Genomic DNA, 24852 nt, shown 5'->3' with positions numbered 1-24852 from the left:
TAGCGCCCCGGTTCCGGCCGGGGCGCTTCATATTGAGGATGCCTGCCATGACCCACCAACCCGCAAACCGCCCCCGTATGGCTGCGACCTATGCCTCCGGCACGGTGCGCGCCCGCCGCTGGCACGGCGACGGCGACGTGCGCGGCTACCGTCCGCCGCGTGGCTGGACGGCCCGCGCCGACCTGACCGATCTGCATCCCCTCACGGGCCGCGCCTTGCCGCGCGCCGTGTGGTGGATCATCGAAACCAAGAAATAACGAGCCGCACCGGCCCCAAGCCGTGCCGCCTTGGGGCCGGTGGTCGAAAACTCCGGGCGCGGCGGTGGCCGCGCCCGGTTTCACTGCTAAAAAAAAGCCCCATCGCCGCCTTCGGTCGGCGGCGATGGGGCCACGCACAAGGGCGCTCGTGCGCGAAATCCACGAAGCCAGCAAGTGTGGCGGCGCATCGCGCCGCCAACGATTCGACCGAGCCCCGCCGCAATGGGCGGGGCTGGTGTGGCTACGCCCCGGCTTGCTGCGGCAGGTTGCACGAAAGCGTGCCGTCCCCGACGCTGGCGGTTCGTTGTCTGTACGTCACGAAAGACGGTTCACCGACACGCCGCCCAGCCTCGCTTCTATGGAGCTTCCACACCACGCCTCAGTATGTGGCCGTGAGCTGCGGCAGGGGCGCTCTGGCCTTGTCGTCGGGGCATTGACCTGGCCCGCGTCAGGGCGCAAGCCGGTGCAGCCGTCACGCGGGGATGCCGAGTTGGCCACGTCTCCATTCGGGAGCGGGCGGCCTGTGCGTCCTTGTCTTGTTGTGAATCCTGGCGGTGGCGCGGCTGCGCCTTGGGCTTCATGGCCGCAACCTTGCAGCGAAAACAATTTCCCCTGCGCTGCGCGCATTCCTCGCGGGACAAATTCTTTTCGCTTCCAGGTTCTCCACGTTGTTGCGACCGCTGCGCGGTGCGACCAGCCCATCCCCCGCCGGCCGGATCACAACAAGGACGCACTGGCGCGACCTTGTTCAACCCGAAAGGAGAAACATCATGGCTAACATCGGCACCTTCACCGCAGAGAAAGACGGCTTCACCGGCACGCTTCGCACCCTGACGCTCAACGTCAAGGTCAAGCTGGTTCCCAACGACAAGGGCGACACCGAGAACGCCCCCGACTTCCACCTGCAAGCGGCTGGCCACGAAGTCGGCGCAGCGTGGAAGAAGACCAGCGAGGCCGGGCGGGAATACCTGTCCGTATCCATCGACGACCCTTCGTTCCCGGCGACGGTCTATGCCCGCCTGATCGAGAACGAGGACGGCACGCACGACCTGATCTGGTCGCGCAACAAGCCGAAGGCGGCCTGACAGCCGCTTACCGCGTCCCGCCCACTGCGGCGGGGCGCGATGCTGCTGATCGCAGCACCGCACGCGCAGGATTTCTGCTGCTGCCGCGTGCTGGATACGCCCGTCACCGCGGGCCTGCATGCGTGCCTTGTGGCTCGCAATCCGTGTCAACGAGCGGTGTGTGGCGTGTCGGCGCTGTAAGCGCCGCCGGGCTTTCGGGCTTCGCCCCGTGCCGGCAAGCCGTCACGGCCATCCGGCTTCAATCCCTCACGCCTTCGCGCCTGCGGCGCTGCGCGCTCCGCTTGCTGCAATTCAGTACCACACGCCAACGCGCTACGGCGTGTCGGGCTCTTCCAATATCGCCCTGAGTTCCTGGCGCACCTGTGCCAGCAATTCATCAGCTTCGCGGGTGCTGTCACCGGCATAAGCCAATGTGAGCAGCGTGAGCGGATGCACTTCCATGACCTCGCACAGATCGGCCAGCTTCTGGATGGTTGGGCTTTTCAGGTCGCGCTCCAGCGTGCTCATGTAGGTGCGACTGGACACGTTGGAGAACGCTTCCTGGCTCAAACCACGCGCCTTCCTTACCGTCCGAATCGCCGCTGCCAATGAGTTCTTCGCTGCCACCTATGGTTTCCCCAAAAAACCAAGATGACAGCCCATTGCGCCCTATAGGACTACAATCTATAGTGTTCATTTGGTGGTGATGTTTTCCTTTTCCGTGCTTTTACGGAGATCCGCATCTGCGGATTTCCTCAGACCCAGGGAACCGCGTCCGTGTCTTTCCTGACTTCCACCAATACGCCTTCGTGCCTCTCCGCTTTTGCGGCTTCGTGCGCTTGCGCATACGTGCATCCGTCCGCAGGCACAGATGCGCCTCGGCGATTGCGTGTGTTCGTGGAAGGGGCGCGGCCTTGACCACGCTTGTCACCGAGGAAGACCGGGTGCACCTACTGGCCCACGGCCTCACCCGCGCCGCAGGCCAGGAATGTGACCCGCTGCCCGTGGTGCGCCTGTTCACACCGGACGCACATGCGACCTGGCTATTGGCCGCGCTCGATCCGACCGATGGCGATACGGCCTACGGCCTGATCGACCTCGGGATCGGGATGCCTGCCCTGGCGACGGTGAAGCTGTCCGATCTGGCGTCCATCGTCGGGCCGCTCAAGCAGCCCGTGATACGAGATCGGTACTTCCAGCCGACGCGGCCGCTGTCGGAATACGTTCGACTGGCTCAGGAAAACGGTTCGATCACCGATTGACGCATTCCAGCGCGACCAGGCAAAAAGTATCGCATTGTGACTATTTCGGTCTTAGCCAAGACCTGGCAAGTCTTGATCCGCATGCTTGCACCAGGGTGGTGCGCTCCTGACCAAAACAGTCATGATGCCAGGCGCGAGATTCGGCACGGTGTTCAATGCTGCACCCCATTTCCGGGCGGTGCAGTCGTCGCATTTAGACGATTTCGGCAATGCACTGGAGCGAATCTGTCTTGACACCAGCAGTTAAAGCGTAACCCGAGTTTGATGACCACTTGATGGCGATTCGATAGCTCCCGCACAGCGGAATTGTGGCGACGTTCCCAGAAACAGGGAGGTTTCGCCATGACTGACCGCAGCAGCCAACACTGGTATCCCACGGCCGCGTATCTCTACACGCTGCACCTCGATGGCCCAGCGCTGGCTTGGGAGTATTTGCGCAGGAATGCAAGCTACCGGCGCGACTGGCTACGCCGGCGTCGCAAGCCAGATGCGGCGCAGGCCTGGGGCCTGCGCCTGCTGGAAGATCCCGGCCTGGATGCGCGCGATGCACATCCTGCTTGGTTCCCCGATCACGACGGCGTGGTGCAGCTATACCCCGACGCCGACCCACCACCCGATGCGCATACCTTCGAGTTCTGGCGCATTCCTGGGCGCAAGCAACTGACCCACGACGGCAAGCGCCTGGTGCTTGTATCGCATTGGCCAGGCTGCTGCGTTCGGCTCGCACTCGCACCCGACCTAGAAGATGGCTCGGCCTATCTCTACGCCACACGCGCCTGCGCCACGCCCTGTGCGCGCTACCGCACGCTCGCTGCGAAGCTGGATGCGCTATCTGCCGCAACCGTGGCCGCGCCTGTGGCAACAGCCCGCTCTCGCCCCACGCCCGCCGCGCTGCTGGAACTGCATACCTTGCAAGCGCTCGACGCGACCCTCGCGGGAGCCTCTTTGCGCGAAGTGGCCGAAGGTCTGTTCGGCGCGGATGCCGTCGCGGCCGACTGGCACAAAGACAGTGCATTGCGTGCCCGCGTGCGGCGGCTGGTACGCCGCGGCGATGAGCTGATGCACGGCGGCTACCGCCGACTAGCGCAGCTTCCAATGTTCCCGTCGCATTAGGGGGGACGTTTCTCGACCCGTGCGAATCGTCCCTTAGCAAGAAGCCTTGCTTTCTTGAGAGTGCCTCTATCCGGCCGCGTGGTGTGGCCGGGCTTGATGGAGGTACATCCCATGCGACCTGCTCCCTCGCGGCCTGCCGCCGCTGCCGTCACTGCGACCTCGCAGCCTCAACGCTACCTGACAAACGACGAAGCCGCCGACTACCTGCGGCTGTCGCCGCGCACGCTGGAGAAGCAGCGGGTGATCGGCGGCGGCCCCAAGTTCCGCAAGTTCGGCCGCCGCGTCATGTACGCGGTGTCCGACCTCGATGCCTGGGCCGACCAGCGCAGCTACGAGGCCACGTCCGATCCCGAATACGCCGAGCGCCACGCGGGCGACTACCGTGATGGCCGCTGATCGTCGGCGCGTGGGTGGCCTTCGCCATGTCCAGCCCGCCAGGGCAAGCCTTGCCGCAGCGCGAACAGCTCGATCTGTTCCGAGCGCTGCCGGGCGACATGGCGCCACGCGATTCCCAGGACTTGATGGCCTTTCCGTTCTTCTCGCTTGCCAAGTCGCGGCGCACGGCGCCGATCGACTTCCGCAGCGGGAACGTCACCATTCGCGTGGAAGGCACGCAGGAGCACGGCATCGCAACGATATGGGATGCCGACGTGCTGATATGGGCCGCCTCGCAGATCGTGGAGGCGCGCGACGCGGGCCTGCGCCCGTCGCGCTGGATACGCGCCACGCCTTACGAGATTTTGCGCTTCATCGGGCGCGGCACGTCCCTCAACGACTACCAGCGCCTGAAGGCCGCCCTCGACCGGCTGCAATCGACCACGGTGGCCACGTCCATCCGCGAAACCACGGGAAGGCGCTTGCATCGCTTCTCGTGGATCAACGAGTGGAAGGAACTCGCCGACGCCAGCGGCACCCCGCTGGGCATCGAGCTGATCTTGCCGGACTGGTTCTATGCCGGCGTGCTCGACGCCGCCCTGGTGCTGACCATCGACCCGGCCTATTTCCGCTTGAAAGGCGGTATCGAACGCTGGCTGTACCGCCTGGTGCGCAAGCATGGCGGGCGGCAGGAGCACGGCTGGCAATTCGACTTCCGACACCTGTACCGCAAATCCGGCAGCGCGGCCCGCTTCTCGGACTTCGCCTACGACGTGCGCGCCCTGGTGGCGCGGCAGTCGTTGCCCGGCTACGTCCTCGGCATCGAGCGGATGCCGGACGACAACACCGAGCTGCTGACCTTCCGGCCCGTGCCGCACGCGGCACGGGGATAACTGCGGGAGAACCTGTGGACGGCCTCGTGCTATCAGGAGTACCGGGTATCGTGCTATCAGGAGTACGACCCTCGTGCTATCAGGAGTACGAAAACGCCGGAAAGCCAACAACGGCGCGGGTTTGCGTTCCCTCTAACTTACCTAACAAGAAATACATAACTTTTAGTAGAAGCGCGCCGTTTCGGTGGACAACCACGAAATGGCACGCCCAGGCCGGCTTTCCAGCTCGGAGGGCCGCGCCATGATCTTCGCGTTTCTCAACCAGAAAGGCGGCGTCGGCAAGACCACGCTCGCCACGCACATCGCCGGCGAACTGGCGATGCGCGGCCTGCATGTCATCCTGCTGGATGCCGACCCGCAGGGGTCATCGCTCGACTGGACGCAGCGGCGTAGCCAGCAGGGCCTGCCCCGTCTGTTCAGCGCCGTGGGCCTTGCCCGCGAAACGCTGCATCAGGAAGCGCCAGAACTCGCCAGGCGGGCCGATCACATCATCATCGACGGCCCGCCGCGCATCGCCGCCCTCGCGCGCTCCGCGCTGCTGGCGGCCGAGCGCGTGCTGATCCCCGTGCAGCCCAGCCCCTACGACGTATGGGCTTCTGCCGAGATGGTCGCACTGATCCGCGAAGCACAGGTGTTCCGGCCAGCGCTACGCGCGGCCTTCGTCATCAACCGGCGCGTCAGCACCACCATCATCGGCAGGGAGGCACGGCAATCGCTGGCCGAACAGCCGCTGCCCGCGCTGCGCTCGGAGATCCACCAGCGCATCGTCTTTGCCGACAGCGTAGCCGCTGGCCGGCTCGCCCGCGAAACCGCGCCCGACAGCGCCGCTGCCCGCGAGATCGCCGCGCTCACCGACGAACTGCTGCGGTGGCCGACATGACTGGAAAGCCATCACCACGCAGCAAGCGCGTCGGCATCGGTGTACGTCCCCCAGCGAATCCGCACGCCGAAGCGTGGATTCGCCAGGGCGACGCAGATGCCTTGCAGAAAGGCGACCTCTACACCGCTCGACTGACGCTTGACATCACGCCCGCCATGCGGGCGCGCATCAAGGTGTCGGCCTTCACGCGAGGCGTGACCGTAGCCGAACTGCTGCGCAGCCTGCTGGAGCGGGAGTTTCCCCCGGAGGGCACGCCGTGAACGCATCCGCTTCGACCGCCCACACCCCCAAAGCAAGTGCGCCCACGGCTGCACCGCCGCCGGCGCCTTCGACACTCGCCGGCCAGGCCGGCAACGTGCCGCTGACGCGCGTGGCGCTGACCTACATCGAACCCCGCTTCAAGCTCTACCTGCGCTTCGGCGAACCGGCGCGCACGCTCCAGCTCGACCGCTGGCGGCGCTGCGCCGTGTTCCTGCCGAACGCGGTTCTGTGCCGCATCCGTTGGCAGGCCAACGACTACGGCACGATCCGCTGGCAGCTCATGGTGATGCAGACCGCCACGCCGCTGGACGCCGTGCAACGCATCCCCGGCGTGCAGCCGGGCGCGCGTCTGCTGTTGCACGCCGAAGGCGATGCCAACGTTCGCGCCGTGCTGGAACGCATCGACGACATCGAGGCGCTGGGCATCGCAGCCGCAGACACATCGCCCGCGTACTGGCGCACGCTCGCGAACCGGCTCGCAGCGCGCTCGGCGTTACCCACATACACCACAGAACGGCACGCCGCCTGGCTGGCAGGGAGGGCATTGCCATGACCACGATTTCCACGACCGGCCCCGTGCCGCATCCTCGCTCGCGCCTGCGCACTCGCCTCGTGCTGGCAGGCTTCGCCACCGTCGGCCTCGCTGCGCTGGCCTGGGCTGCGTTCGTGCAGCCCCTGCCGCGAATGGCCTACAACCCGTCCGACAGCGTGGCGGTCGGTTGGTATCGCATCGAACCGTTCGACCCGCGCACCGCCTCGCGGCCACGTCCGCTGTCCGTGGACAGCATCGTGCTGGTGCCGCTGCCCGACAGGGCCGCCATGCTGGCTGCGCAGCGCAGTTACCTACCGACCCGCGTTCCGCTGCTCAAACGTGTGGGCGCAGTCGCGCCACAACACGTCTGCATCGTCGCCGGCCAGGTTCGCATCGACGGCGTGCCGGTGGCCGCCGCCCTGCCTGCCGACCGGCAGGGCCGACCGCTGCCATCCTTGCAGCTTTGCCGCCGTCTCGAACCGGGCGAACTGTTCCTCTTGAGCGTGACCAACCCAGCGTCGTTCGACAGCCGCTATTTCGGGCCGGTCAGTGCATCCACCGCGATCGGCGTTGCGCATCCGATCTGGCTGGAGACACGTCCATGATGGCCGCCGATTCGCTGCACTTTGCCGCGCCTCTCATCGTGCCATCGGGCATGTCGTTCTACTGTTCGTCGCCTTGTCATCGCACGTGCAGTGCGGGTGCATTCGCACCGCACTTCGCGCTGCCTTCGGCGCAGCCGTCCAACGTGCAGGCGTCTTGCCTCGAACGCGCCTGGCCTGCGGCCATTGGCGTGTTCGCCGGCGGGCTGGCTGCTGGTGCAGCAGCGCCGCCGGGCCGCCGATGCCCGGAGCGGGAGCGAGGGGCAAAGGCGGAAGGCAAGACAAAAGGACGCGGCACCGGGCCGCGTCGAAGGCCTGTCTGCACATGGGGGTGGCGCGGCACGGAGCGGCTTTGCCGCCGTGCCGCGTGGGGCGCGAGGCCCGCGCCAATGCAGGCATGTCCGCGTGCTTCGCACGCCCGGAGACGCCGGAGCTTGCCAGGGGCGCTGCCATGACCGACCGCCGCGACGACGATTTCCGGGTGCGCCCTGGCGCGCCGAAGAACCGAGGCAAAGGCCAGGGCCAGAGCTTCGTTTCCAAGGTGCTCAAGCGGGCTGGCAAAGCCAGCGGCGGCAAGTCGGCGGTGCGCCGTCCTGTCGCTGGCGGGAGCGGCCAGCACGCGGGCCAGCGGCCCGGCTCACGGCTTGGGCGCGGCCATACGGCAGCGCGCTTCGCAGGTGCAAAGCTGACACCCATGTCACGGCGCGTGACCGTCAAGACGCTGCTGGTCAACCAGCGCAACGCCAGCCCGCAGTCGCTCGCCAAGCACCTGCGCTACATCGAGCGCGACGGTGCCGGCCGGGACGGCGAGCCGGGCCGTGCCTACGGGCCGCAGACCGACCATGCCGACCTCGATGCCTTCAAGGAACGCTGCCAGGACGACCGACACCATTTCCGTTTCATTGTTTCCCCGGAAGACGGAGCCGAGCTGGACGACCTGCGCACCTACACCCGGCACCTGATGAACCGCATGGAGGCCGACCTGGGAACGCGGCTGGATTGGGTGGCGGTCGATCACTGGAACACCGACAACCCGCACACGCACCTGATCGTGCGCGGACGCGACGATACCGGCAGAGACCTCGTCATCGCGGGCGACTACATCGCCCACGGCTTCCGCCATCGCGCCGCCGAGCTGGCGACGGAATGGCTGGGGCCGCGCACCGAACTGGAGATCCAGCAGACCTGGCAGCGCGAGGTGAAGCAAGAGCGGTGGACGAGCCTCGACCGCACGTTGCAGCGCGAGGTCGGCGAGGATGACCGGGTGCGGATCGAACGCTTCAACGAACCGACGTTGCAACGCCAGCGCCTGCTACTGATCGGCCGGCTGCAACGCTTGCAGCGGCTCGGCCTGGCCGACGAGGTGCAGCCCAGCACCTGGGCCATCCATGCCGACGCTGAGAAGACCCTGCGTGCCCTGGGCGAGCGTGGCGACATCATCCGCACCATGCAGCGCGCCATGAGCGGCCAGCCGCGCGAGCTGGCGGTATTCGAGCCGGCCGACGACGGCCGTACCCTCGTCGGCCGCGTGGCCGCCAAGGGGCTGGCCGACGAGCTGCACGACCGCGGCTATCTGGTCATCGACGGCGTGGACGGCAAGGCCCACTACGTCGCTTTGAACGCCCGCGACGAACTGGCGAGCTACCCCACCGGCGCGGTGGTGGAGGTGCGTGGTTCCGCCGAGGTACGGGCGGCGGACAAGAACATCGCCGCACTGGCGAGCGATGGCCTGTACCGTACCGATCATCACCTGGCGATCGAGCAAGGCCGAGCCAAGCCCGGCCGCGACCCGCAGGAAGTCGTCGCGGCCCACGTCCGACGGCTGGAAGCCCTGCGCCGGGCCGGCATCGTGGAGCGCGTGGCGGAAGGGCTATGGAAAGTGCCGGACGACCTATCCGAGCGTGGGCGCCAGTACGATGCGCAGCGACTGGGCGGCGTGGCCGTGGACCTGAAATCTCACCTGCCGATCGAGCGGCAGGCCCGCGTGATCGGCGCCACCTGGCTCGACCAGCAACTGATCGGCGGCGGCCGGGGATTGGGCGACCTGGGCTTTGGTGGCGATGCCAAGCAAGCCTTGCAGCAGCGCGCCGACTTCCTCGAAGAACAGGGGCTGGCCCAGCGGCGTGGGCAGCGGGTGATTCTCTCCCGGAATCTGCTGGAAACGCTGCGCAATCGGGAGCTGGCGCAGGCCGCCCAGCACATTGCCGCCGATAGTGGGTTGGAGCATCGGCACGTCACAGACGGGCAGCGCGTAGCCGGCATCTACCGGCGCTCGGTCATTCTCGCCAGCGGTCGCTATGCGCTGCTCGATGACGGCATGGGGTTCAGTCTGGTGCCTTGGCGGCCGATAATCGAGCCACGACTGGGGCAGCAGATCGCCGCGACTGTACGCGGCGGCGGTGTGTCATGGGAGGTTGGACGGCAACGAGGTCCTGGGATTGGATAGGGGCCGTAGGCTGTCGTACCGAGTTAAGGTGTCGAGCAGCGTTCTGGCCCTAGCTTCTGTGCTCCGTTAAGGCGACTAGTCTGTGCTTATCGCCGACGCTGTGGGTGCATGGTTGCTTGCCGATTCCGGTGCAACTCGCAAACGCGCTGCCCCGACCTGAACTGCCCATTCAACGATCTGCCCGGCCAACACGTCCGTCGCGACACCGAACGCGCTCACCACATCTGCCTCTCGCTTGCTGCCTGTAGCTTGGATTGCTTCGAAGCGTCTACTGGCAATAGCAGTCCGTTTGGCCGGATCGACCAGTTGCACATCGAGCCGAACCCGAACCGCGGCGATCGCTTCAGTGCCGCGGTATTCGAGCTGGAACGCCCGTAGCGTACTGCGCAACTCCATATCGGCGCTCATTGGCGTGCTATCGGTAATCACCGAAGTCGACCGCCCATCGCGCATGAAGGCTTCGACGATTCGGTCGCGTAGCAGCACCGGTGCGGGGTCGGCCCAACGCACTCCTTGCCAAGCCGACAAGCGACCATCGGGCTGCGCAATGAAAAGCCGCTCCGAATCCAGGACGCGACTACTCTCAGGGGCGTAGACGCGCAGCGCCCCAGGTCCAGGAACGGCGCGTGGCGTACTCTCCGCCTGGGCGATGTGATAGTCGGGCAGTTTGTAGGTGACCATTGGAGCTGTTTTGGGAAGCACACTGCACGCGGACAAGCCGAGTACTAGCGTCATAGTCGCGGCAGCGACGGGAATCATCCTGGCGGAAGTGTTCACGGCTTGGTTTCCTCAATGTTCTCTCCACCGAGCAGGTATTGCGCCGGATTGCGATCCAGTCGGCGCAGCACGGTGTTTAGATTGGCCAGCGCCTGCTGGAGTTCGTGCATGGCAGGGCCTGTGGCGGCCATGCCTTGGTTCAGCGATTCCTGATTGTTTTGCAGTAGCGTCTCAACCCTGAAAGCGGCGCGTTCGAGGGATGCCGTTGCATCACGCGTGTTCACCATGATTTGCTTACCATCGTTATTTAGTAGCAGGTTGGCATCGCGAAGAGTGCTATTTGCTTGGCGCACGGCAGCTGTCGATTCTCTGCTTGCTTCGGTCAGATTGCTGATTAACGTCGCGATCTCGGCCCTCTGGTCAGCGACCGCGCCCGTAGTCTGTTCGAGATTCACTAGACTGCGGTGCACAAGAGCCAAATTCTCCTTCGACAGTAACTCCTGCGTGCGCAGCAAGATGCCGTTGAGTGTCGTCATGCTGTTACCCTCGCCGGAGACCAGGGATGCCATCGCCGAACGTGGCGCGAGGATCAACGGTTCCTCGTCCTCTTTCCGATCCAGCAATGGCACGTTTGGCCCACCGTCGCTCAACTCGATCACCGCGTTGCCGGTAATTCCCGTGATGACCAATTCAGCGCGGGTATCCTGCCGGACCGGGATGGTGGCATTGATACGCACGCGCGCTATCGCCCGCCTTGGGTCAGGCGGCGAAAGAGAAAGTGCAACGACTTCGCCAATCGTGATTCCGCTGTACTGAACCTGGCTGCCGGGCGTAAGCCCGGTCACTGGCTCATCGAACATGATCCGGTAATACTGGTAATCGTGGTCGGAACGTGTGTCGCTGAGCCAGAGCGCGAAGCCGATACCAATCGCACCGAGCAGCACGACGAACAGACCAATGAATACATGATGGGCACGTGGCTCCATGATCAGACCACCTCGTTTTCAGAGTGTAAATATTGCGTGCGCCCAGCCCAATGCGTGCGCGACGGAAGAATGATGCAGATGCGGAAGGGTTTCATGGCTGCGTCTCTTGGCTGGAAGCACCAGTGGCCTGTGCGGCCGCACGGCCACGGGGGCCGTGAAAGTATTCCTGTATCCACGGGTGCTTGAATCGCTCGACTGCCTCGATGCCGTCGTTGATGAGTACCTTCTGGTTCGCCAGGACCGCGACACGGTCGCATATGGTGTACAGCGTATCGAGGTCGTGGGTTACCAGAAACACCGTGAGACCCAGTGCATTGCGCAGGGTCAGAATCAATTGGTCGAAAGATGCAGCCCCGATTGGATCCAGTCCTGCGGTGGGTTCGTCAAGAAACAGGATGTTCGCATCAAGCGCCAAGGCTCTCGCCAGTGCTGCTCGTTTCACCATGCCTCCGGACAACGAGGCCGGATATTTGTCTCCCGCTCCGGCAGGCAACCCCACCAAGCCCAGCTTGCTTCTTGCCAAACGCTCGGCAAGAGGCCGCGCCAGACCGACATGCTCGATTAAAGGAAGAGCGACGTTCTCCAAGACGGTCAGCGATGAATACAACGCGCCCTTCTGGAACAGAATGCCGAACCTTCGCTCCATACGCGCGCGTGCAAGCCATTGGGCTCGCAGTAGGTCGCGCCCCCCGATACGGACCACGCCCGAATGCGGCTTCTGCAGCCCGACGATGCTACGCAAGAGCACGGATTTCCCGGTGCCTGATCCTCCCACCACGCCAAGGATTTCCCCGCGTCGCACGTCCAGGTCCAGGTCCTGATGGACCTGCTGGGTTCCAAACCTGTTGTCTAGGCCGCGCACTTCAATAGCGTGTCGCACACCGTTGTCGGTGTCTTCCTTCACCGCGCTCACCAGCCCATCTCCATGAAGAACAGTGCAGCGATGGCATCGATCAGGATCACCATGAAGATTGATTGCACAACACTAGAAGTCGTGTGGTCGCCTACCGACTCAGCGCTACCGGCGACCTTGAACCCTTCATGGCAGCCGATAGCGGCGATCATCACCGCGAAGAGCGGGGACTTGCTCATTCCGACAAGAAAATGGCGCACCTCGATTTTTTCCTGCACGATGGCAAGGAACTGTGCAGGAGGAATCTCCAAGCTCAGTGCGCATACAGTGGCGCCGCCCACAATGCCAGCCAAGATGCCTACTAATGTGAGCAGTGGCAAGGACACAAGAAGCGCCAGCACGCGTGGCAGCACCAGCAACTCGATGGGGTCGAGCGCGTTGGAGCGAAGCGCATCGATCTCTTCATTTGCCTTCATCGAACCGATTTGGGCGGTATACGCGCTTGCGGTACGGCCTGCAATCAATATGGCCGGGAGCAGCACTCCGAACTCGCGCATGAACGAGAAGGCGACCAGATGCACCGAGAAGATGCTCGCACCGAAGTTGGCCAGCACCGTTGCGCCCAGGAACGCCACCACCATTCCTACCATGAAGCTCAGTAGCGCCACGATGGGAATGGCGTCCACCGCTGACCGCTGGATTTGAGCGATCACCGAGGTCGTGCGCCAGCGACGCGGGTGACGAACGGTACGGCTCCATGTTTCGATGATCTGACCCACGAACCCGGCCAGACCAAGACACGCACGACAGCCCTGTTCCACGGTCAGGCCTATGCGTCCCAGACCGCGGAGCAGAGGATTCCCGCTCACCGCTGCTTTGTCCGTCTTCTGCTGAGCGGTAGCAGCGGCGGCAAGCGCTTTCATTAGGGCGAGGCGATCCGGGGACAGATTTGGAGCTGCCTCCGGCCGGTCGAGTATCGAGTCTGGCCCGAGAATTTCCACCAGCAGAGCCGCGCCGGCGGTGTCCAGTCTCTGGACTTGCGTCCAGTCGAGCAAGGGAGTGGCGTACCCCTCGGCATGGCTGATGCGGGCGGCGGACACGGATTTTGCCAGACTGGCGTAGTGCTCTATCGTCCAGTCGCCACCCGCCAGCCATTTGTGATCACCGCCGACCATGGCATCCTGCCGGAGCCAAGCCTGTGAAGCGTTGCTCATGGCTGCGTGTCCCGCCAAGCGCTGTCGATGCGCTCGATGCAGTTCGTGATCGCCGCTTTGGCATGACCCAGCAATGTGTACGAACCGGCGAACTCTTTAATGACGTTGCCGCGCTCGAAGCAACTGGCGGCAGCAACGCGTCGTCCCGTACTTACATCGACTGCTTCGAACTCTAGGCTGGCACCGCCCGTCGTCACGGGTCCAACCAGCAGGGTCGTCATTGCATTGACTGCCCGATTCGGTGTCTGCAGTTCGGTGACCGCTACACGCACCCGAACCTGTCCCGTGCCACCTGGGGTGGCGGGACTTTTGCCTTCCTGGCGTTTCAGTTCGCTCGTCACATGGTCTAGCACTTCACGCTGCTGCGCGTCATCGAGCCCATCGATGCGACCCGAGGCGGTCTTGATCTGCGCATCTTCCACCACGACAGCGGCATAACGCTTGGGCTCGAATCCCGCTGCGCGGTACATCAGTACGTTCTCGTATCGTGTCGGCGATAACTTCTCGTAGTCGCCGAGAAATCCGGAGCGCGTCATGCTGTTGGTCGCGCATCCAGAGAGCGCGGCTGCTACGCAAAAAAAAATGCCGCCGCGGATCAATGCAGTTTTGCTCTTCATAATGGGTCTCCTTGATCAAACGAAACTAAGACAGGCAATGCCTGCTGCGATGAGGGCGGTGCCAGACCAGCGCGTCACTGATGCGAGATCGCCTAGCAAGAGGGCGCCGATACCCAAGTTTCCAAGTAGCCCGATTCCTGCCCAGGCTGCAGAGGCCGCGCTGATCGGAATCCGCTTGAGCGCGAGCCACAAATCTCCGGCAAACCTGCGCTCGTGATTGGCTTGTACCGCGTCGAACGCCCGGATCATCTCGTCGATCAGTGTCACGAACAAATCGCGTTTGGTCTTGAAATGATAGAGAAACGCCCCTTTGCTCAACCCGGCCCGCACGACGACGGCGTCCAGCGTCAGACGACTGGCGCCTTCCTCCAGCACCAGTTCGCGAGCGGCCTGCAGGATGCGCTCGCGAGTTAGCTGGGCTCCTTGCTGGAGAACGGGCTGCGCATCGGTGCTGCTATGGGCGGTGGACGGGGGGGGCAACTTTGTTTTCGCGCGAGGCGGCATGGTCGTGCTCCAAAAAAAGCTTGAGTCATATACAGTCCAGACGGTATAGTAGAAGGCGTAAAACAGTCCGTCAAGACTTTTTCGGAATGCAAGGACCTGCCATGTCTCAAATTCTTGAACGCTATCGCCTCATGGCCATGATTTCGCCGCTAATGCTTCTTGCGGCTTGCAGCCATGCTCCGCACTCTGCCGATCCGCCTCGCCTGGATGTACCGGCCCATTTCTCAAATGAAGAGGGAGGTGAAGGCATCCTGGACAAATCATCCCGCCGTACTCTTCCCGTCGACTGGTGGACGGCCTACGGCGATCCACAGCTCAATGTCCTAGTCCGGGCGGCGCTGGAGCGCAACACCGAACTGTCGATTGCGCGCGCGCGCGTCGACGAGGCCTCGGCCGCCACGCGGCGAGCACGGGCCTCCCTGCTCCCCTCGTTGTCCGCGGGCACGCAGGCAACTCGAGGACGCGACTATTCAGAGAACGTTGCGATCGGCAATGATGGCCGCGCCACGTTGTCTGCATCGTGGGAGGCAGACCTGTCGGGGCGGCTTTCGCAGGCAGCAGAAGGTGCGCGCCTGGATGCGGTGGCAGCCGAACAAGCGTGGGTTGCCACGCGTTGGCAGGTCGCGTTTGAAACAGTGTCGGCGGCTGTGCAGCAGCGCCAAGCCAGTGAACTCGAAGCGCTCGCCACGGCGCGGCTGGCATCCGCCGAGCGACTCGTCTTGCTGACACAACGGAAGTTCGAGGCCGGACAAGCTACCGGCTTCGACATCGAGCGAACCCGCTCCGGCGTCGTCGCACTGCGTGTGGAGCAAGAGCAACTTCGGCGTGCGCGCGGCGAGGCGACGCATGCACTTGATGTACTAGCGGGACAAACGCCCGGAGCGTCTGCAGCTTCTCCGACTCTTGCTTCACTCGCCGCCCCCAATTGGACACCGACACGCATACCTGCGGACCTGCTGAGTGAGCGGCCCGACGTGCGCGCCGCCGAAGCGAAGTTCGCAGCCGAAACCGCGCGCTGGAACGCAGCCGAAGGCGAACGCTTCCCTAAGCTGGTGTTGGACCTGAGCGGCGGACGGCAGCGCGTTGAGAGTGCGGGGACGCGCATTACCGGCAACATTTTTTCACTTGGGGCCGGGGTTTCGTTGCCGATCTTCGATGGTGGCGCGATCCGTGCCGGCATCGAGACCGGAGAGGCGCGCAGCCGAGCTGCGCGCGCGGAGTTCGAGCGCACTTTGTTGAGTGCATTGCAGGACGTAGAGAACGCATACCTCGGTTGGCATACGCAGCACGCCGCACTGGAGCATCAGACCGAGGGGGTCGCAGTCGCGGAGCGTCAGCTCGATCGCAGCCGCCGTCTGTTTGAGGCGGGACAAGTGGACGCCACGGTGGTGGCCGAGGCTGAGGCGGGGGTGATGTCAGCGCAGGCTTCGCTGATCCGCACGCGGGCCGAGACAGCCGTGCAATGGGGTGTGCTGGCAAAAGCACTATCCGGCCCACCTGTTTGATCGGGGAAGCTTGCTGGAGCAGCTTGCGAAGGCTAGATAGCGTGGCGCAAGGCGAAGGTGGTGAGGCCTAAGTGAGGAGGAATGCGAACATGGAAATTCGGCATCTGCGCTACTTTCTAGCGGTGGCAGAGGAACTGCACTTTGCCCGAGCCGCAGAGCGCCTCCACATCGAGACATCGCCGCTGTCGCGCGCCATCAAAGAGCTTGAAGAGGAGTTGGGCGTAGCGCTATTTGCGAGAACCACTCGGAGCACCCGCTTGACTCGTGCAGGCAGACTCTTCTTTGAGAGCGTACCCCGTGTCTTCGCAGCTTTGCAGCAGGCGCGCGACAGTGTGAACGCCGCAGCCAATGGCTTTCATTGCCAGCTCCGTATTGCATTGTCTGATGGAATCACGCCATCGCGCCTGCCTGCGTTGTTGGCGCTCTGCCGGCAGGAAGAGCCGGAAGTGGAAGTTCGCTTCTTCGAAGTGCCTTTGTCACAGCAAATCAAGGGATTGTGTGGCGAACTGTACGATCTCGGCTTCGCTCAATCGGATGAAGTCGGCGAAGGCATCATCGCCGTGCCGGTGTGGAGTGACCCTCTGATGGTAGCTGTGCCCGCACGGCACCCCTTGCTATCCCACAAACAGATTCCCCTGGAAGAGCTGTTGCGGTATCCGCTGGTGCTCTGCGACGCGGTGGCGTGTGAGGGCCATGCTCGGCAAGTTGAACGGGTGCTACGTCGCGTGGACATTGAGCCTCTAATTGCCGAACGCGTGACTTCCAGCGATCTAATGATGGTCCTGGTTTCGGCGGGACTTGCACTAGGCCTCACAGGAGGTGCGCATATTACTGCCAGCAGGGAACAGGGTGTGGTCGCACGGCCGCTGACTGGAGGTTCGCCCATGCTCACGACCTATCTGCTACGACCGGCCAGCGAGCCGTCAGAAATACTGACTCGCTTCATGGAACGCGTTCATTCGATCAAATCTCCAGACGCCAAAAGTCGGCGGTAAACCATCACACAATCTCCCAAGGAAACTTAACCATGAAGAAGATTGCTCTCATATTGCTTTCCTCGACACTGGCAGCCTGCAGCCCATCCGGGAAACCAGATAAAGGCAACCTTCCGACGGTCGATGAATTAGCGCTCAATCCTGAGCGGCTGAAAAAGTTGCGCCAGCAATGCAAGTTGGATCGTCCTATGCTGGGCGACCAACTATGTAACCGGGTTGCCGAGGCTACGCGAAAGCGCTTTTACGAAGATGGCGATGTGCCCTACACCACACCTAAAGAGCCGCCGAAGTTCTAAGCTGGTGGTCACGCTGGAGTATGTATGCCGGATATGAAAAACTTGAAGGAGAATTGCAATGGGCTGGATCTATCTTGTTTTGGCTGGATTGTTTGAAATCGGATGGCCGGTCGGGCTGAAAATGGCGCAAGAGCCAACATCGCGTTGGAGTGGGGTCGCAGTAGCCGTCTCTTTCATGACAATTAGCGGCGCCTTCCTATGGCTTGCTCAGCGTCAGATACCGATTGGGACTGCTTATGCGGTGTGGACGGGTATCGGAGCGGCGGGAACGTTCTTAGTCGGAATTCATTTCTATGGCGACCCAACCTCCCTGATGCGATACCTTGGCGTGGCGCTGATCATCCTGGGCGTTATCACGCTCAAGTTATCGAGTTGAGTACTAGCTCCTTTGATAGCGTAGTCACTGGGACACCCTGCGACACAGACTGGATCGGGTTCTGGGAACTCGCACGGTCACCTCCTCCTAGTCGTTATATGTGGTGAGCTTGCCGCAGCCTCGGGAGAGTTCGAGCCAGTGCGCGTAAGGCGGTGGAGCAGCCATTCCGGGTGCTCCACCTTCAGCTCCTGCAAAGGTGGAGAAAGAGTGTGGGTTGGCTAGCATGGCGCGGCCAAGAATCACCAAACCCATCTACCTGCCAGCGATCACGTGCTCGGCCATTCGCGGATCGTCGATGCCCCAACTCACTGCCACAGGTAGCCCAGTCTCGCGGCTCATGCGTTTGGCAAAGGGGCTGACGCGACGGCCGGCAACCAGCGGCTGGCCATTCGCTTCCTTGACATTAACCAGTCCGGCTCGGCCGTGGCAGGCCGCCGCGACCACCCTGCCGTCAGCCCAAGCGCCCGACAGCAGATTGACGAGCGCCCCGCTCCGGGTAAGTCCCACATGGTGCCATGGCCGCCGGGCAGGAACATCACCGCACCCCCTTCCGGGGCGATGCTGTCGATCTTCAGCGAGCCTTCGAGCTTGTCCATCGACACCTTGTCATCGAGGAAGCATTCCACGCTCGGCGGGTTCATGCCTTCGCTCGCTATGGAATGAGGATCCACCGGAATCTCGCCGCCGGCGATTGACGCAATATCCACATTGGCACCTGCATCGACCAAGGCGTAGTACGGGGTGGACTGTTCCTCGAACCACACGCCGGTCAGGCGCGGGTCGTCGCCCATCGTTGCCTGCGAAGTCAAAACCAGCAGAATCTCGAGGGGAGTTCCCATCATGGTTTTCTCAGTTCAGACGCTTGGGATCAAGCGGCCAGCGACCATTACGCCTGCTTGGCTTTGCGCGCTGTCTCGACCAAGCTGTCGAGCCAGTCCTGATGGCCGTTGATCATCGGGTTGGGTTTGGCGTTGTGCAGCTCCTCGGCCGGCTTGCCCTTCTGCGTTTCCTGCGTGAGGATGCGCACGCGCCCGCCGTCCAGGTTCTCGACCAGCCAGGCGTGATGCACATCCAGGCGCGTATCTGTGCCTTCCTCGCCGGACCAGCCGTGCCAGGCCACGCGGCCGGGTTGCCCATCCGCAGGTGCCACGTACTCGTTGCACTGCCCCTCTACCGGGAAGCCGAAGGTCTCGAAATAAAATCGATCGCCGTCGGCCAGTACCGGGCCTTTGCCGCCATGAAAGCGCACGTTAGCCGAGTTGGCGTAGTAGCTTGGCCACAGCGATGGTGTGACGAGTAGCGGCCATACGTCGGCCGCGCTCAAGCCGGCGGCGATGATCTCATTAGAGGCGAAATTCTCAGTAAAGCCCGGCGTGTAGCCTTCGGGCCAGAGGATGGCGTTCTGTTGCTTGCTCATATCGAAGCTCCTTCACAAAATGTCAATGACGCAACAGGGGTGGCTGCGTCATTCAAGTGGTCATAGAGCAATCATGAGCCTCCCTGTGAAATAAGTGAAATCCTAATTTTTTATTTTTGAAATCATATAATTTGATATCAGCGTCTAGGTTCTGCCATCCGCCGACAAGGCTATCTCGCAGCGGTGCTACGAAAGGGTCCGTCTCCAATTGAGCCGGCTGATTGCATATTTGTAGTGCGAGGCAGAGTTGTGCTGAGCATGACGATGAGAGCCATCTTGCCTACTTGTTGTTAGCACAGGAAGTGAACAGCAGTGCTCGTATCCAGCGATGTGCTGGATCGTGATGGGTGCGTTCGTGCCAAGCAGCCGTCTTGGTGAACCCCGGTATCTTCATCGGCGGCAGGGAGATAGCCAGCTTGTCCATACCGGCGACCAAGCGGCTCGGCAAGATCGCGACCATGTCACTGGCACGCAGGATGTCTGGCAAGATCAGAAAGCTCTTGACCGACAGTGTGACGCTTCGTTGTTTGCCCAACTGTTCTAGCGCATCGTCGGTGACGCCGCGGAAACCTCCACCATCGTAGGAAACAAGCGCATGGTCGAGAGCACAGAACTGCTTAACTGTCAGCTTGCGCCCCATAGCCGCTGGATGGTCTTCCCGCAGGACACACACGTAGTGCTCCTTGAATAGCTCTCGGGCATGCAGATTTGGCGGAGTGATCTCTGGCGTCAGGAGGGCTAGATCGATTTGACCGCGCTCAAGCTGGTTCTGTAGCAGTCCGCTCTCGACTGGCACTAATGAGACTCGAACGCGCGGTGCGTGCTGTTTGAGTGCCGATAGAAATGGGACAGCAATGGCACGCAGCGCATAGTCCGTCGCGGCGATGGAGAAGGTCAGTTGTGCGGTGGCCGGGTCGAAAGAAGGTGGCTGGAGCAGCGCGTCGATTTCCGCTAGCACCTGTTTGACAGATATCCCTATGTCTAGCGCCCGCTGCGTCGGAACGATGCCCCGCTGCGCACGCGCGAACAGCGGGTCGCCGAAGCTTTCACGCAGCCGCGCAAGCATGCCGCTCAAGGCCGGTTGGGTTAGTCCAAGACGTGCTGCCGCCCGTGTCACGTTGCGTTCGTCCAACAATACGTCCAGCGCCTTGAGTAAGTTGAGATCCATGCTCTTGATATCTTTCATTCTTATCCAGATTTCAATAAATAATTCTTTCCCATGATATCTAGATTCTGCTCATGAGGGGAGCGAGACCCAGCGAGAATTTTTTTCTGGGCAACCTCTTGGAAACTCCAAATGCGCCATAGGGTGCTTTAGTTTGCGGCGTTTGTCTTCGACTCGCCCCGCCGCTCATTCTTTCTTTTCCCTCGACCGTTGTGCTCAAAACGGTCTTTGACGGGCACCCACGCGGCACCGATCCTCGCTCTATGCGGCACGTTCCTGTGCCGCTTTTGAACGAGGAATCAGTGCAGGGAAATCGGAGGCCAGTCAATGCAAGCTCAGGGCGTACTGTTCGGGCAGATCGCCGCCGTATTCGGCATCGTGATCGCCGGCGTGTGGGGTGCAACGCAATGGACAGCCGCCGCCCTGGGCTATCAACTACGCCTTGGCTCGCCATGGTTCGACTTCTTTGGAACCCCGGTCTATCACCCTTGGCGGCTGTTCGAGTGGTGGTTCTTCTTTGATGCCTACGCGCCGCACGTCTTCGATATCGGCGGGGCCATCGCGGGTGGAAGTGGTCTGGTGGCCGTGGTGGTCGCCATCGCCATGTCGGTGTGGCGCTCGCGGCAAGCGCGCCTTGTCACCACCTACGGTTCGGCACGCTGGGCCGATGCGGAAGACATACGCAAAGCTGGGCTGATCCAGCCCGACGGGGTTTTCCTCGGGCTGCATCGCGGCCAGTACCTCCGCCATGAAGGCCCGGAACACGTCCTGACCTTCGCACCAACGCGCTCGGGCAAGGGTGTGGGCCTGGTCGTTCCCACCTTGTTGAGTTGGCCCGCATCCGTCGTCGTTCACGACATCAAAGGCGAGAACTGGACGCTCACCGCAGGCTGGCGTTCGCGGTTTAGCCACTGCCTCCTGTTCAACCCCACGGATGCGCAGTCGGCAGCCTACAACCCGCTGCTGGAAGTGAGGCGCGGCGCGCACGAAGTGCGCGACGTGCAGAACGTGGCCGACATTCTTGTCGATCCCGATGGCGCACTCGAACGCCGGAACCATTGGGAAAAGACCAGTCACGCGCTGTTGGTCGGCGCCATCCTGCATGTGCTGTACGCAGGCGAGGACAAGACGCTGCGCGGCGTCGCCAACTTCCTCAGCGACCCGGCGTGTCCGTTCGAGCTGACGCTGCACCGGATGATGACGACGAAGCACCTGGGCGATGCGCCTCACCCGGTTGTCGCATCCGCTGCCCGCGAAGTGCTTAACAAGTCGGACAACGAGCGATCGGGCGTGCTCTCCACCGCCATGTCGTTTCTCGGCCTGTACCGCGACCCGACCGTGGCCGAAGTCACATCGCGCTGCGATTGGCGCATCGCCGACCTGATTTCCGCCGAGCACCCGGTATCGCTCTATCTGGTGGTGCCGCCCTCCGACATAAGCCGCACCAAGCCGCTGATCCGGCTCATCTTGAACCAGATCGGGCGGCGGCTGACCGAATCGCTCGACGGCAGCGATGGCATCGCGCGCCGGCACAAGCTGCTGCTGATGCTGGACGAGTTTCCGGCGCTGGGCCGCCTCGATTTTTTCGAGTCCGCGCTTGCCTTCATGGCCGGGTACGGCATCCGCAGCTTTCTCATCGCTCAAAGCCTGAACCAGATCGACAAGGCGTATGGGCAGAACCATTCCATCCTCGACAACTGCCATGTCCGGGTGACTTTCGCCACCAACGACGAAAGGACGGCGAAAAGGATTTCAGAAACCCTCGGCACCGCCACCGAGCTTCGCGCGCAGCGCAACTACGCCGGCCACCGGCTCGCTCCGTGGCTGGGGCACCTGATGGTGTCGCGTCAGGAAACTGCACGGCCGCTGTTGACGCCCGGCGAGGTGATGCAGCTTCCACCTGATGACGCCGTGGTCATGGTGTCCAGCGTCGCCCCGATCCGCGCGAAGAAGCTGCGCTACTACGCCGACGCCAATTTCAAGAATCGCGTCCTGCCACCGCCCGCGCTCGTAGCCGGGAGGTACGCCGACGCGCCGCCAGCCCGCCCCGACGACTGGAGCGGCTTGGCGATCCCGGCCGTACCTGCGGCGCCGGCCTCGGCATCCGCCGATGGCCTGGGCGGCACCGATGACGGCGGCCCACGCCGCCAGCCCGAACTCTCCGAAACCGTCGCCTACGACCCCGAGCCGGACGCACATGCGAACGACCTGGCGCTGCTCGATGACGACGACCTGGCGCTGCCGCTTCCCGGCCAGCTCGACCCGGCCATGCAGCGCACGGCCCGGCTGGCTTCCCTCGACCCCAACGACGGAATCGACCTATGAGCCAATACCGCCTCAATCTTTTCATCCAGCCCGAGCACGCCCAGCGCCTGGACGAACTGGCCGCCAAGAAAGGCGTGTCCAAGTCGTCCATCGTCGCAGCGGCCTTGGCGTCCTGGCTGTCGCCCGATGCTGGCGACCAGCGCGAGGCCGCCATTGCCAAGCGGTTGGATCGACTGTCGCGGCAGACCGAACGCCTGGAGCGCGACCAGAACATCCAGATCGAAACGCTGGCGCTGTTCATCCGCTACTTCCTGACCGTCAGCACGCCGGTGCCCGAAGCCCATCAGGATGCGGCACGCGCCCAGGGCAAGGTGCGCTTCGAGCAGTTCGTCGAACAGTTGGGTCGCCACCTTCTGCGTGGCCGCAGTCTGGTGCGCGACGTGGTGGAGGAACTGCACCCCGATCCGATGCAGATGGATGACGCAGCAGCGATGGCCTCCGCCCATGAACGAACTGCGGAGCGTGCGTCATGAGTGCCGTTCCACAGATCCAGCCCGAACCTCGCTCATCCGCAGCAGCGTCCCAGGATCGCCGCATCCAGATGCTGCGCACTGCAATGGGGCCGCTGATCGCCGCTGCGCTCGAAGACCCGGATGTGGTGGAAATCATGCTCAACCCCGATCGCACCCTGTGGGTGGATCGGCTGTCGTCGGGTCGCTCGCCGCTGGGCGTGGAGATGCCCGAGGCCGATGGTGAACGCATCATCCGCCTGGTCGCCGCGCATGTCGGCGCGGAGGTGCATCGCGGCCAGCCGCTCTTGACCGCCGAGTTGCCGGAAACCGGCGAGCGTTTCGAGGGCATCCTGCCTCCGGCCGCCCCGGGGCCAGCCTTCGCGCTACGCAAGCGGGCCGTGAGCATCATCGGCCTGGATCGCTACGTGGCCGACGGCATCCTGACCGCCGGGCAGGCCGAGTTCCTGCGCCGCGCCGTGCGCGAGCGGCAGAACATCCTAATCGCCGGCGGCACCAGCACCGGCAAGACCACGCTGGCGAACGCGCTGCTGGCCGAGATCGCCGCCACAGGCGACCGCGTGCTGGTGCTCGAAGACACCATCGAGCTGCAATGCGCGGCCCGCGACCATGTGCCGCTGCGCACCCGCGCCGGCGTCGTCACCATGACCGAGCTGGTGCGGGCCACGATGCGCCTGCGGCCTGACCGCGTGATCGTCGGCGAGGTGCGCGGCGGCGAAGCCCTCGACCTCATCAAAGTGTGGGGCACCGGCCACCCCGGCGGCATTGCGACCATCCATGCCGGCTCCGCGCTGGGCGCGTTGCTGCGCCTCGAACAGTTGATTCTCGAAGTCGCTGTGAATCCGCCGCGGGCGCTGATCGCCGAGGCGGTCAACGTCGTCATCAACATCGCCGGACGCGGCCGCAAGCGCCACGTCGAAACCATCGCCCGTGTCGTCGGCTTCGACGGCACCGGCTATCGCCTGGCGGACGCACTGGAAACGCCGTTTCCCGAGCTGACGCCGGTTCCTCTCGCAGCCGACGCCGCTGCACATTCCCGTCCCCCAACCAACTTGGAGAACTGCCATGACGCACGTTGATTCTTTCCGCTTTTCCGTAAATCCGCTTCCTCGCCTGTCCGGCCTGGCGCGGCTGCGCAGCCTCACCCGCCCTGCGAGGCAGGGGCTGCTGCTGGCCGCGCTGCTGCTGTTGCTGGCCGGAACGGCGCAAGCCGCCGGTTCCTCGATGCCGTGGGAGGGGCCCTTGCAGTCGATTCTGGAGTCGATCCAGGGGCCGGTGGCACGCATCGTCGCGGTCATCATCATCATCGCCACGGGCCTGGCGCTGGCCTTCGGCGACACCAGCGGCGGCTTTCGCAAGCTGATCCAGATCGTGTTCGGGTTGAGCATCGCGTTCGCCGCTTCCTCGTTCTTCCTGTCGTTCTTCTCGTTCTCCGGCGGGGCCGTCGTATGAGTACGGCCAGCGACCTTCCAGGCTTCGAGGTGCCGCTGCATCGCTCGCTGACCGAGCCAATCCTGCTGGGCGGCGCGCCGCGCACCGTGGCAATTGCCAACGGCACGCTGGCCGCCGCCGTCGGGCTGGGCCTGCAACTGTGGATTCCCGGCGTGGTGCTCTGGATCGTCGGCCACTCGCTGGCCGTATGGGGTGCGCGCGTCGATCCGCAGTTCATGCAGGTCTTCGCGCGGCATATCAAACACCGCCCGCTTCTGGACGTGTGAGGGGAGGAC

Annotated in this window: 30 protein-coding genes; 20 read left to right on the top strand and 10 right to left on the bottom strand. The window is 63.5% G+C overall.

Annotated features, from left to right (window positions below; genetic code table 11):
• Positions 1-47: 47 nt before the first annotated feature.
• Together SK39_RS23570 and SK39_RS23565 are read left to right on the top strand one after the other, a co-directional pair.
• On the top strand, positions 48-257 hold the full coding sequence (locus SK39_RS23570) for a hypothetical protein (RefSeq protein WP_016487839.1): 210 nt from the start codon (positions 48-50) through the stop codon (positions 255-257).
• A 770-nt stretch (positions 258-1027) separates the two neighbouring features.
• Complete coding sequence (locus SK39_RS23565; protein ID WP_001273857.1) at positions 1028-1342, top strand: DUF736 domain-containing protein; 315 nt, start codon at positions 1028-1030, stop codon at positions 1340-1342.
• A gap of 312 nt (positions 1343-1654) precedes the next feature.
• Here SK39_RS23565 and SK39_RS23560 read toward each other — a convergent pair whose 3' ends face one another.
• Positions 1655-1948, bottom strand: a complete 294-nt coding sequence (locus tag SK39_RS23560) for a helix-turn-helix domain-containing protein (protein WP_006379425.1) — start codon at positions 1946-1948, stop codon at positions 1655-1657.
• Between the two features lie 287 nt (positions 1949-2235).
• Here SK39_RS23560 and SK39_RS23555 point away from each other — a divergent pair, with 287 nt between their 5' ends.
• From SK39_RS23555 to SK39_RS23515, 9 genes are all read left to right on the top strand, one after another.
• A complete protein-coding gene (locus SK39_RS23555) occupies positions 2236-2583 on the top strand; it encodes a DUF2958 domain-containing protein (RefSeq protein WP_016487838.1) in 348 nt (115 codons plus the stop codon).
• A 342-nt stretch (positions 2584-2925) separates the two neighbouring features.
• Positions 2926-3696, top strand: coding sequence for a DUF2285 domain-containing protein (locus SK39_RS23550; protein WP_006379424.1), 771 nt, complete (start codon positions 2926-2928; stop codon positions 3694-3696).
• Between the two features lie 111 nt (positions 3697-3807).
• Positions 3808-4092 carry a helix-turn-helix transcriptional regulator gene (locus tag SK39_RS23545; RefSeq protein ID WP_001247107.1) on the top strand — a complete coding sequence of 95 codons (285 nt, stop codon included), beginning with the start codon at positions 3808-3810 and terminating at the stop codon, positions 4090-4092.
• Positions 4093-4142: 50 nt separating this feature from the next.
• Positions 4143-4964 (top strand): replication initiator protein A, encoded by an 822-nt coding sequence (locus SK39_RS23540; protein ID WP_022580213.1) that lies wholly within the window; start codon positions 4143-4145, stop codon positions 4962-4964.
• 241 nt (positions 4965-5205) lie between these two features.
• Positions 5206-5844: a ParA family partition ATPase gene (gene parA, locus SK39_RS23535; protein ID WP_003092312.1), complete on the top strand. Its 639-nt coding sequence runs from the start codon at positions 5206-5208 to the stop codon at positions 5842-5844.
• Positions 5841-6104, top strand: a complete 264-nt coding sequence (locus SK39_RS23530) for a hypothetical protein (RefSeq protein WP_022652187.1) — start codon at positions 5841-5843, stop codon at positions 6102-6104. Before parA ends, SK39_RS23530 begins: the two co-directional genes overlap by 4 nt.
• Complete coding sequence (locus SK39_RS23525; protein WP_006379346.1) at positions 6101-6658, top strand: DUF2840 domain-containing protein; 558 nt, start codon at positions 6101-6103, stop codon at positions 6656-6658. The genes SK39_RS23530 and SK39_RS23525 overlap by 4 nt, the downstream gene beginning before the upstream one ends.
• Positions 6655-7242: a S26 family signal peptidase gene (locus tag SK39_RS23520; protein ID WP_006379345.1), complete on the top strand. Its 588-nt coding sequence runs from the start codon at positions 6655-6657 to the stop codon at positions 7240-7242. The genes SK39_RS23525 and SK39_RS23520 overlap by 4 nt, the downstream gene beginning before the upstream one ends.
• Before the next feature lie 448 nt (positions 7243-7690).
• A complete protein-coding gene (locus SK39_RS23515) occupies positions 7691-9685 on the top strand; it encodes a relaxase/mobilization nuclease and DUF3363 domain-containing protein (RefSeq protein ID WP_016487835.1) in 1995 nt (664 codons plus the stop codon).
• A 75-nt stretch (positions 9686-9760) separates the two neighbouring features.
• On the opposite strand, the gene SK39_RS23510 is transcribed toward SK39_RS23515, so the two are convergent.
• From SK39_RS23510 to SK39_RS27665, 6 genes are all read right to left on the bottom strand, one after another.
• Positions 9761-10366, bottom strand: a complete 606-nt coding sequence (locus SK39_RS23510) for an ABC-type transport auxiliary lipoprotein family protein (RefSeq protein WP_223231737.1) — start codon at positions 10364-10366, stop codon at positions 9761-9763.
• Between the two features lie 92 nt (positions 10367-10458).
• On the bottom strand, positions 10459-11388 hold the full coding sequence (locus SK39_RS23505) for an MlaD family protein (protein ID WP_016487833.1): 930 nt from the start codon (positions 11386-11388) through the stop codon (positions 10459-10461).
• Between the two features lie 91 nt (positions 11389-11479).
• Positions 11480-12301: an ABC transporter ATP-binding protein gene (locus SK39_RS23500; protein WP_016487832.1), complete on the bottom strand. Its 822-nt coding sequence runs from the start codon at positions 12299-12301 to the stop codon at positions 11480-11482.
• On the bottom strand, positions 12298-13455 hold the full coding sequence (locus tag SK39_RS23495; RefSeq protein ID WP_016487831.1) for an MlaE family ABC transporter permease: 1158 nt from the start codon (positions 13453-13455) through the stop codon (positions 12298-12300). Before SK39_RS23495 ends, SK39_RS23500 begins: the two co-directional genes overlap by 4 nt.
• Positions 13452-14072 carry a DUF3313 family protein gene (locus SK39_RS23490; RefSeq protein WP_016487830.1) on the bottom strand — a complete coding sequence of 207 codons (621 nt, stop codon included), beginning with the start codon at positions 14070-14072 and terminating at the stop codon, positions 13452-13454. Before SK39_RS23490 ends, SK39_RS23495 begins: the two co-directional genes overlap by 4 nt.
• A 15-nt stretch (positions 14073-14087) precedes the next feature.
• Positions 14088-14576, bottom strand: a complete 489-nt coding sequence (locus SK39_RS27665) for a TetR family transcriptional regulator (RefSeq protein ID WP_022652185.1) — start codon at positions 14574-14576, stop codon at positions 14088-14090.
• A 101-nt stretch (positions 14577-14677) separates the two neighbouring features.
• Here SK39_RS27665 and SK39_RS23480 point away from each other — a divergent pair, with 101 nt between their 5' ends.
• From SK39_RS23480 to SK39_RS23465, 4 genes are all read left to right on the top strand, one after another.
• Entirely contained in the window at positions 14678-16081 is a 1404-nt protein-coding gene (locus SK39_RS23480; RefSeq protein WP_016487825.1) for an efflux transporter outer membrane subunit, read from the top strand.
• Between the two features lie 89 nt (positions 16082-16170).
• Positions 16171-17076 (top strand): LysR family transcriptional regulator, encoded by a 906-nt coding sequence (locus SK39_RS23475; protein WP_006378999.1) that lies wholly within the window; start codon positions 16171-16173, stop codon positions 17074-17076.
• A gap of 32 nt (positions 17077-17108) precedes the next feature.
• Positions 17109-17372 carry an EexN family lipoprotein gene (locus SK39_RS23470; RefSeq protein ID WP_016487824.1) on the top strand — a complete coding sequence of 88 codons (264 nt, stop codon included), beginning with the start codon at positions 17109-17111 and terminating at the stop codon, positions 17370-17372.
• A 58-nt stretch (positions 17373-17430) separates the two neighbouring features.
• Positions 17431-17748, top strand: a complete 318-nt coding sequence (locus tag SK39_RS23465) for a DMT family transporter (RefSeq protein WP_000539741.1) — start codon at positions 17431-17433, stop codon at positions 17746-17748.
• Positions 17749-18083: 335 nt separating this feature from the next.
• On the opposite strand, the gene SK39_RS23460 is transcribed toward SK39_RS23465, so the two are convergent.
• The 3 genes from SK39_RS23460 to SK39_RS23450 all read right to left on the bottom strand — a co-directional run bounded on the left by SK39_RS23460 (position 18084) and on the right by SK39_RS23450 (position 20351).
• Entirely contained in the window at positions 18084-18590 is a 507-nt protein-coding gene (locus SK39_RS23460; protein WP_006378996.1) for a type 1 glutamine amidotransferase family protein, read from the bottom strand.
• A gap of 44 nt (positions 18591-18634) precedes the next feature.
• Positions 18635-19165 carry an SRPBCC family protein gene (locus SK39_RS23455; RefSeq protein WP_016487823.1) on the bottom strand — a complete coding sequence of 177 codons (531 nt, stop codon included), beginning with the start codon at positions 19163-19165 and terminating at the stop codon, positions 18635-18637.
• A gap of 280 nt (positions 19166-19445) precedes the next feature.
• On the bottom strand, positions 19446-20351 hold the full coding sequence (locus SK39_RS23450; protein WP_006378991.1) for a LysR family transcriptional regulator: 906 nt from the start codon (positions 20349-20351) through the stop codon (positions 19446-19448).
• 306 nt (positions 20352-20657) lie between these two features.
• Between SK39_RS23450 and SK39_RS23445 the strand changes: the two genes are divergently transcribed.
• From SK39_RS23445 to SK39_RS23425, 5 genes are read left to right on the top strand one after another with little or no spacing between them, the layout of a single operon-like run.
• A complete protein-coding gene (locus SK39_RS23445) occupies positions 20658-22655 on the top strand; it encodes a conjugal transfer protein TraG (protein ID WP_016487822.1) in 1998 nt (665 codons plus the stop codon).
• Complete coding sequence (locus SK39_RS23440) at positions 22652-23128, top strand: CopG family transcriptional regulator (RefSeq protein WP_006378865.1); 477 nt, start codon at positions 22652-22654, stop codon at positions 23126-23128. Before SK39_RS23445 ends, SK39_RS23440 begins: the two co-directional genes overlap by 4 nt.
• Positions 23125-24204 (top strand): P-type conjugative transfer ATPase TrbB, encoded by a 1080-nt coding sequence (trbB, locus tag SK39_RS23435; protein WP_022652184.1) that lies wholly within the window; start codon positions 23125-23127, stop codon positions 24202-24204. The genes SK39_RS23440 and trbB overlap by 4 nt, the downstream gene beginning before the upstream one ends.
• Complete coding sequence (locus tag SK39_RS23430; protein WP_006378803.1) at positions 24191-24577, top strand: TrbC/VirB2 family type IV secretion system protein; 387 nt, start codon at positions 24191-24193, stop codon at positions 24575-24577. Before trbB ends, SK39_RS23430 begins: the two co-directional genes overlap by 14 nt.
• Positions 24574-24843 carry a VirB3 family type IV secretion system protein gene (locus tag SK39_RS23425; protein WP_006378802.1) on the top strand — a complete coding sequence of 90 codons (270 nt, stop codon included), beginning with the start codon at positions 24574-24576 and terminating at the stop codon, positions 24841-24843. The genes SK39_RS23430 and SK39_RS23425 overlap by 4 nt, the downstream gene beginning before the upstream one ends.
• Positions 24844-24852: the final 9 nt, after the last annotated feature.

It is taken from the genome of Citrobacter sp. BIDMC107 (genome assembly GCF_001037575.1).
Classification (GTDB): domain Bacteria; phylum Pseudomonadota; class Gammaproteobacteria; order Enterobacterales; family Enterobacteriaceae; genus Citrobacter; species Citrobacter freundii.
Note: the sequence above shows the minus strand (reverse complement) of the source record. Positions and strands in the feature narration are given on the sequence as shown.

Excerpts from the sequence above, each read along its gene's own strand:
- SK39_RS23490 (WP_016487830.1), bottom strand. The coding sequence starts at position 14,072 with ATGAAGAGCAAAACTGCATTGATCCGCGGCGGCATTTTTTTTTGCGTA.
- SK39_RS23450 (WP_006378991.1), bottom strand. The coding sequence starts at position 20,351 with ATGAAAGATATCAAGAGCATGGATCTCAACTTACTCAAGGCGCTGGAC.
- SK39_RS23480 (WP_016487825.1), top strand. The coding sequence starts at position 14,678 with ATGTCTCAAATTCTTGAACGCTATCGCCTCATGGCCATGATTTCGCCG.
- parA (WP_003092312.1), top strand. The coding sequence starts at position 5,206 with ATGATCTTCGCGTTTCTCAACCAGAAAGGCGGCGTCGGCAAGACCACG.
- trbB (WP_022652184.1), top strand. The coding sequence starts at position 23,125 with ATGAGTGCCGTTCCACAGATCCAGCCCGAACCTCGCTCATCCGCAGCA.
- SK39_RS23565 (WP_001273857.1), top strand. The coding sequence starts at position 1,028 with ATGGCTAACATCGGCACCTTCACCGCAGAGAAAGACGGCTTCACCGGC.
- SK39_RS23570 (WP_016487839.1), top strand. The coding sequence starts at position 48 with ATGACCCACCAACCCGCAAACCGCCCCCGTATGGCTGCGACCTATGCC.
- SK39_RS23455 (WP_016487823.1), bottom strand. The coding sequence starts at position 19,165 with ATGAGCAAGCAACAGAACGCCATCCTCTGGCCCGAAGGCTACACGCCG.
- SK39_RS23505 (WP_016487833.1), bottom strand. The coding sequence starts at position 11,388 with ATGGAGCCACGTGCCCATCATGTATTCATTGGTCTGTTCGTCGTGCTG.
- SK39_RS23515 (WP_016487835.1), top strand. The coding sequence starts at position 7,691 with ATGACCGACCGCCGCGACGACGATTTCCGGGTGCGCCCTGGCGCGCCG.
- SK39_RS23530 (WP_022652187.1), top strand. The coding sequence starts at position 5,841 with ATGACTGGAAAGCCATCACCACGCAGCAAGCGCGTCGGCATCGGTGTA.
- SK39_RS23550 (WP_006379424.1), top strand. The coding sequence starts at position 2,926 with ATGACTGACCGCAGCAGCCAACACTGGTATCCCACGGCCGCGTATCTC.
- SK39_RS23430 (WP_006378803.1), top strand. The coding sequence starts at position 24,191 with ATGACGCACGTTGATTCTTTCCGCTTTTCCGTAAATCCGCTTCCTCGC.
- SK39_RS23545 (WP_001247107.1), top strand. The coding sequence starts at position 3,808 with ATGCGACCTGCTCCCTCGCGGCCTGCCGCCGCTGCCGTCACTGCGACC.
- SK39_RS23470 (WP_016487824.1), top strand. The coding sequence starts at position 17,109 with ATGAAGAAGATTGCTCTCATATTGCTTTCCTCGACACTGGCAGCCTGC.
- SK39_RS27665 (WP_022652185.1), bottom strand. The coding sequence starts at position 14,576 with ATGCCGCCTCGCGCGAAAACAAAGTTGCCCCCCCCGTCCACCGCCCAT.
- SK39_RS23465 (WP_000539741.1), top strand. The coding sequence starts at position 17,431 with ATGGGCTGGATCTATCTTGTTTTGGCTGGATTGTTTGAAATCGGATGG.
- SK39_RS23495 (WP_016487831.1), bottom strand. The coding sequence starts at position 13,455 with ATGAGCAACGCTTCACAGGCTTGGCTCCGGCAGGATGCCATGGTCGGC.
- SK39_RS23475 (WP_006378999.1), top strand. The coding sequence starts at position 16,171 with ATGGAAATTCGGCATCTGCGCTACTTTCTAGCGGTGGCAGAGGAACTG.
- SK39_RS23440 (WP_006378865.1), top strand. The coding sequence starts at position 22,652 with ATGAGCCAATACCGCCTCAATCTTTTCATCCAGCCCGAGCACGCCCAG.
- SK39_RS23425 (WP_006378802.1), top strand. The coding sequence starts at position 24,574 with ATGAGTACGGCCAGCGACCTTCCAGGCTTCGAGGTGCCGCTGCATCGC.
- SK39_RS23460 (WP_006378996.1), bottom strand. The coding sequence starts at position 18,590 with ATGATGGGAACTCCCCTCGAGATTCTGCTGGTTTTGACTTCGCAGGCA.
- SK39_RS23445 (WP_016487822.1), top strand. The coding sequence starts at position 20,658 with ATGCAAGCTCAGGGCGTACTGTTCGGGCAGATCGCCGCCGTATTCGGC.
- SK39_RS23520 (WP_006379345.1), top strand. The coding sequence starts at position 6,655 with ATGACCACGATTTCCACGACCGGCCCCGTGCCGCATCCTCGCTCGCGC.
- SK39_RS23510 (WP_223231737.1), bottom strand. The coding sequence starts at position 10,366 with ATGGTCACCTACAAACTGCCCGACTATCACATCGCCCAGGCGGAGAGT.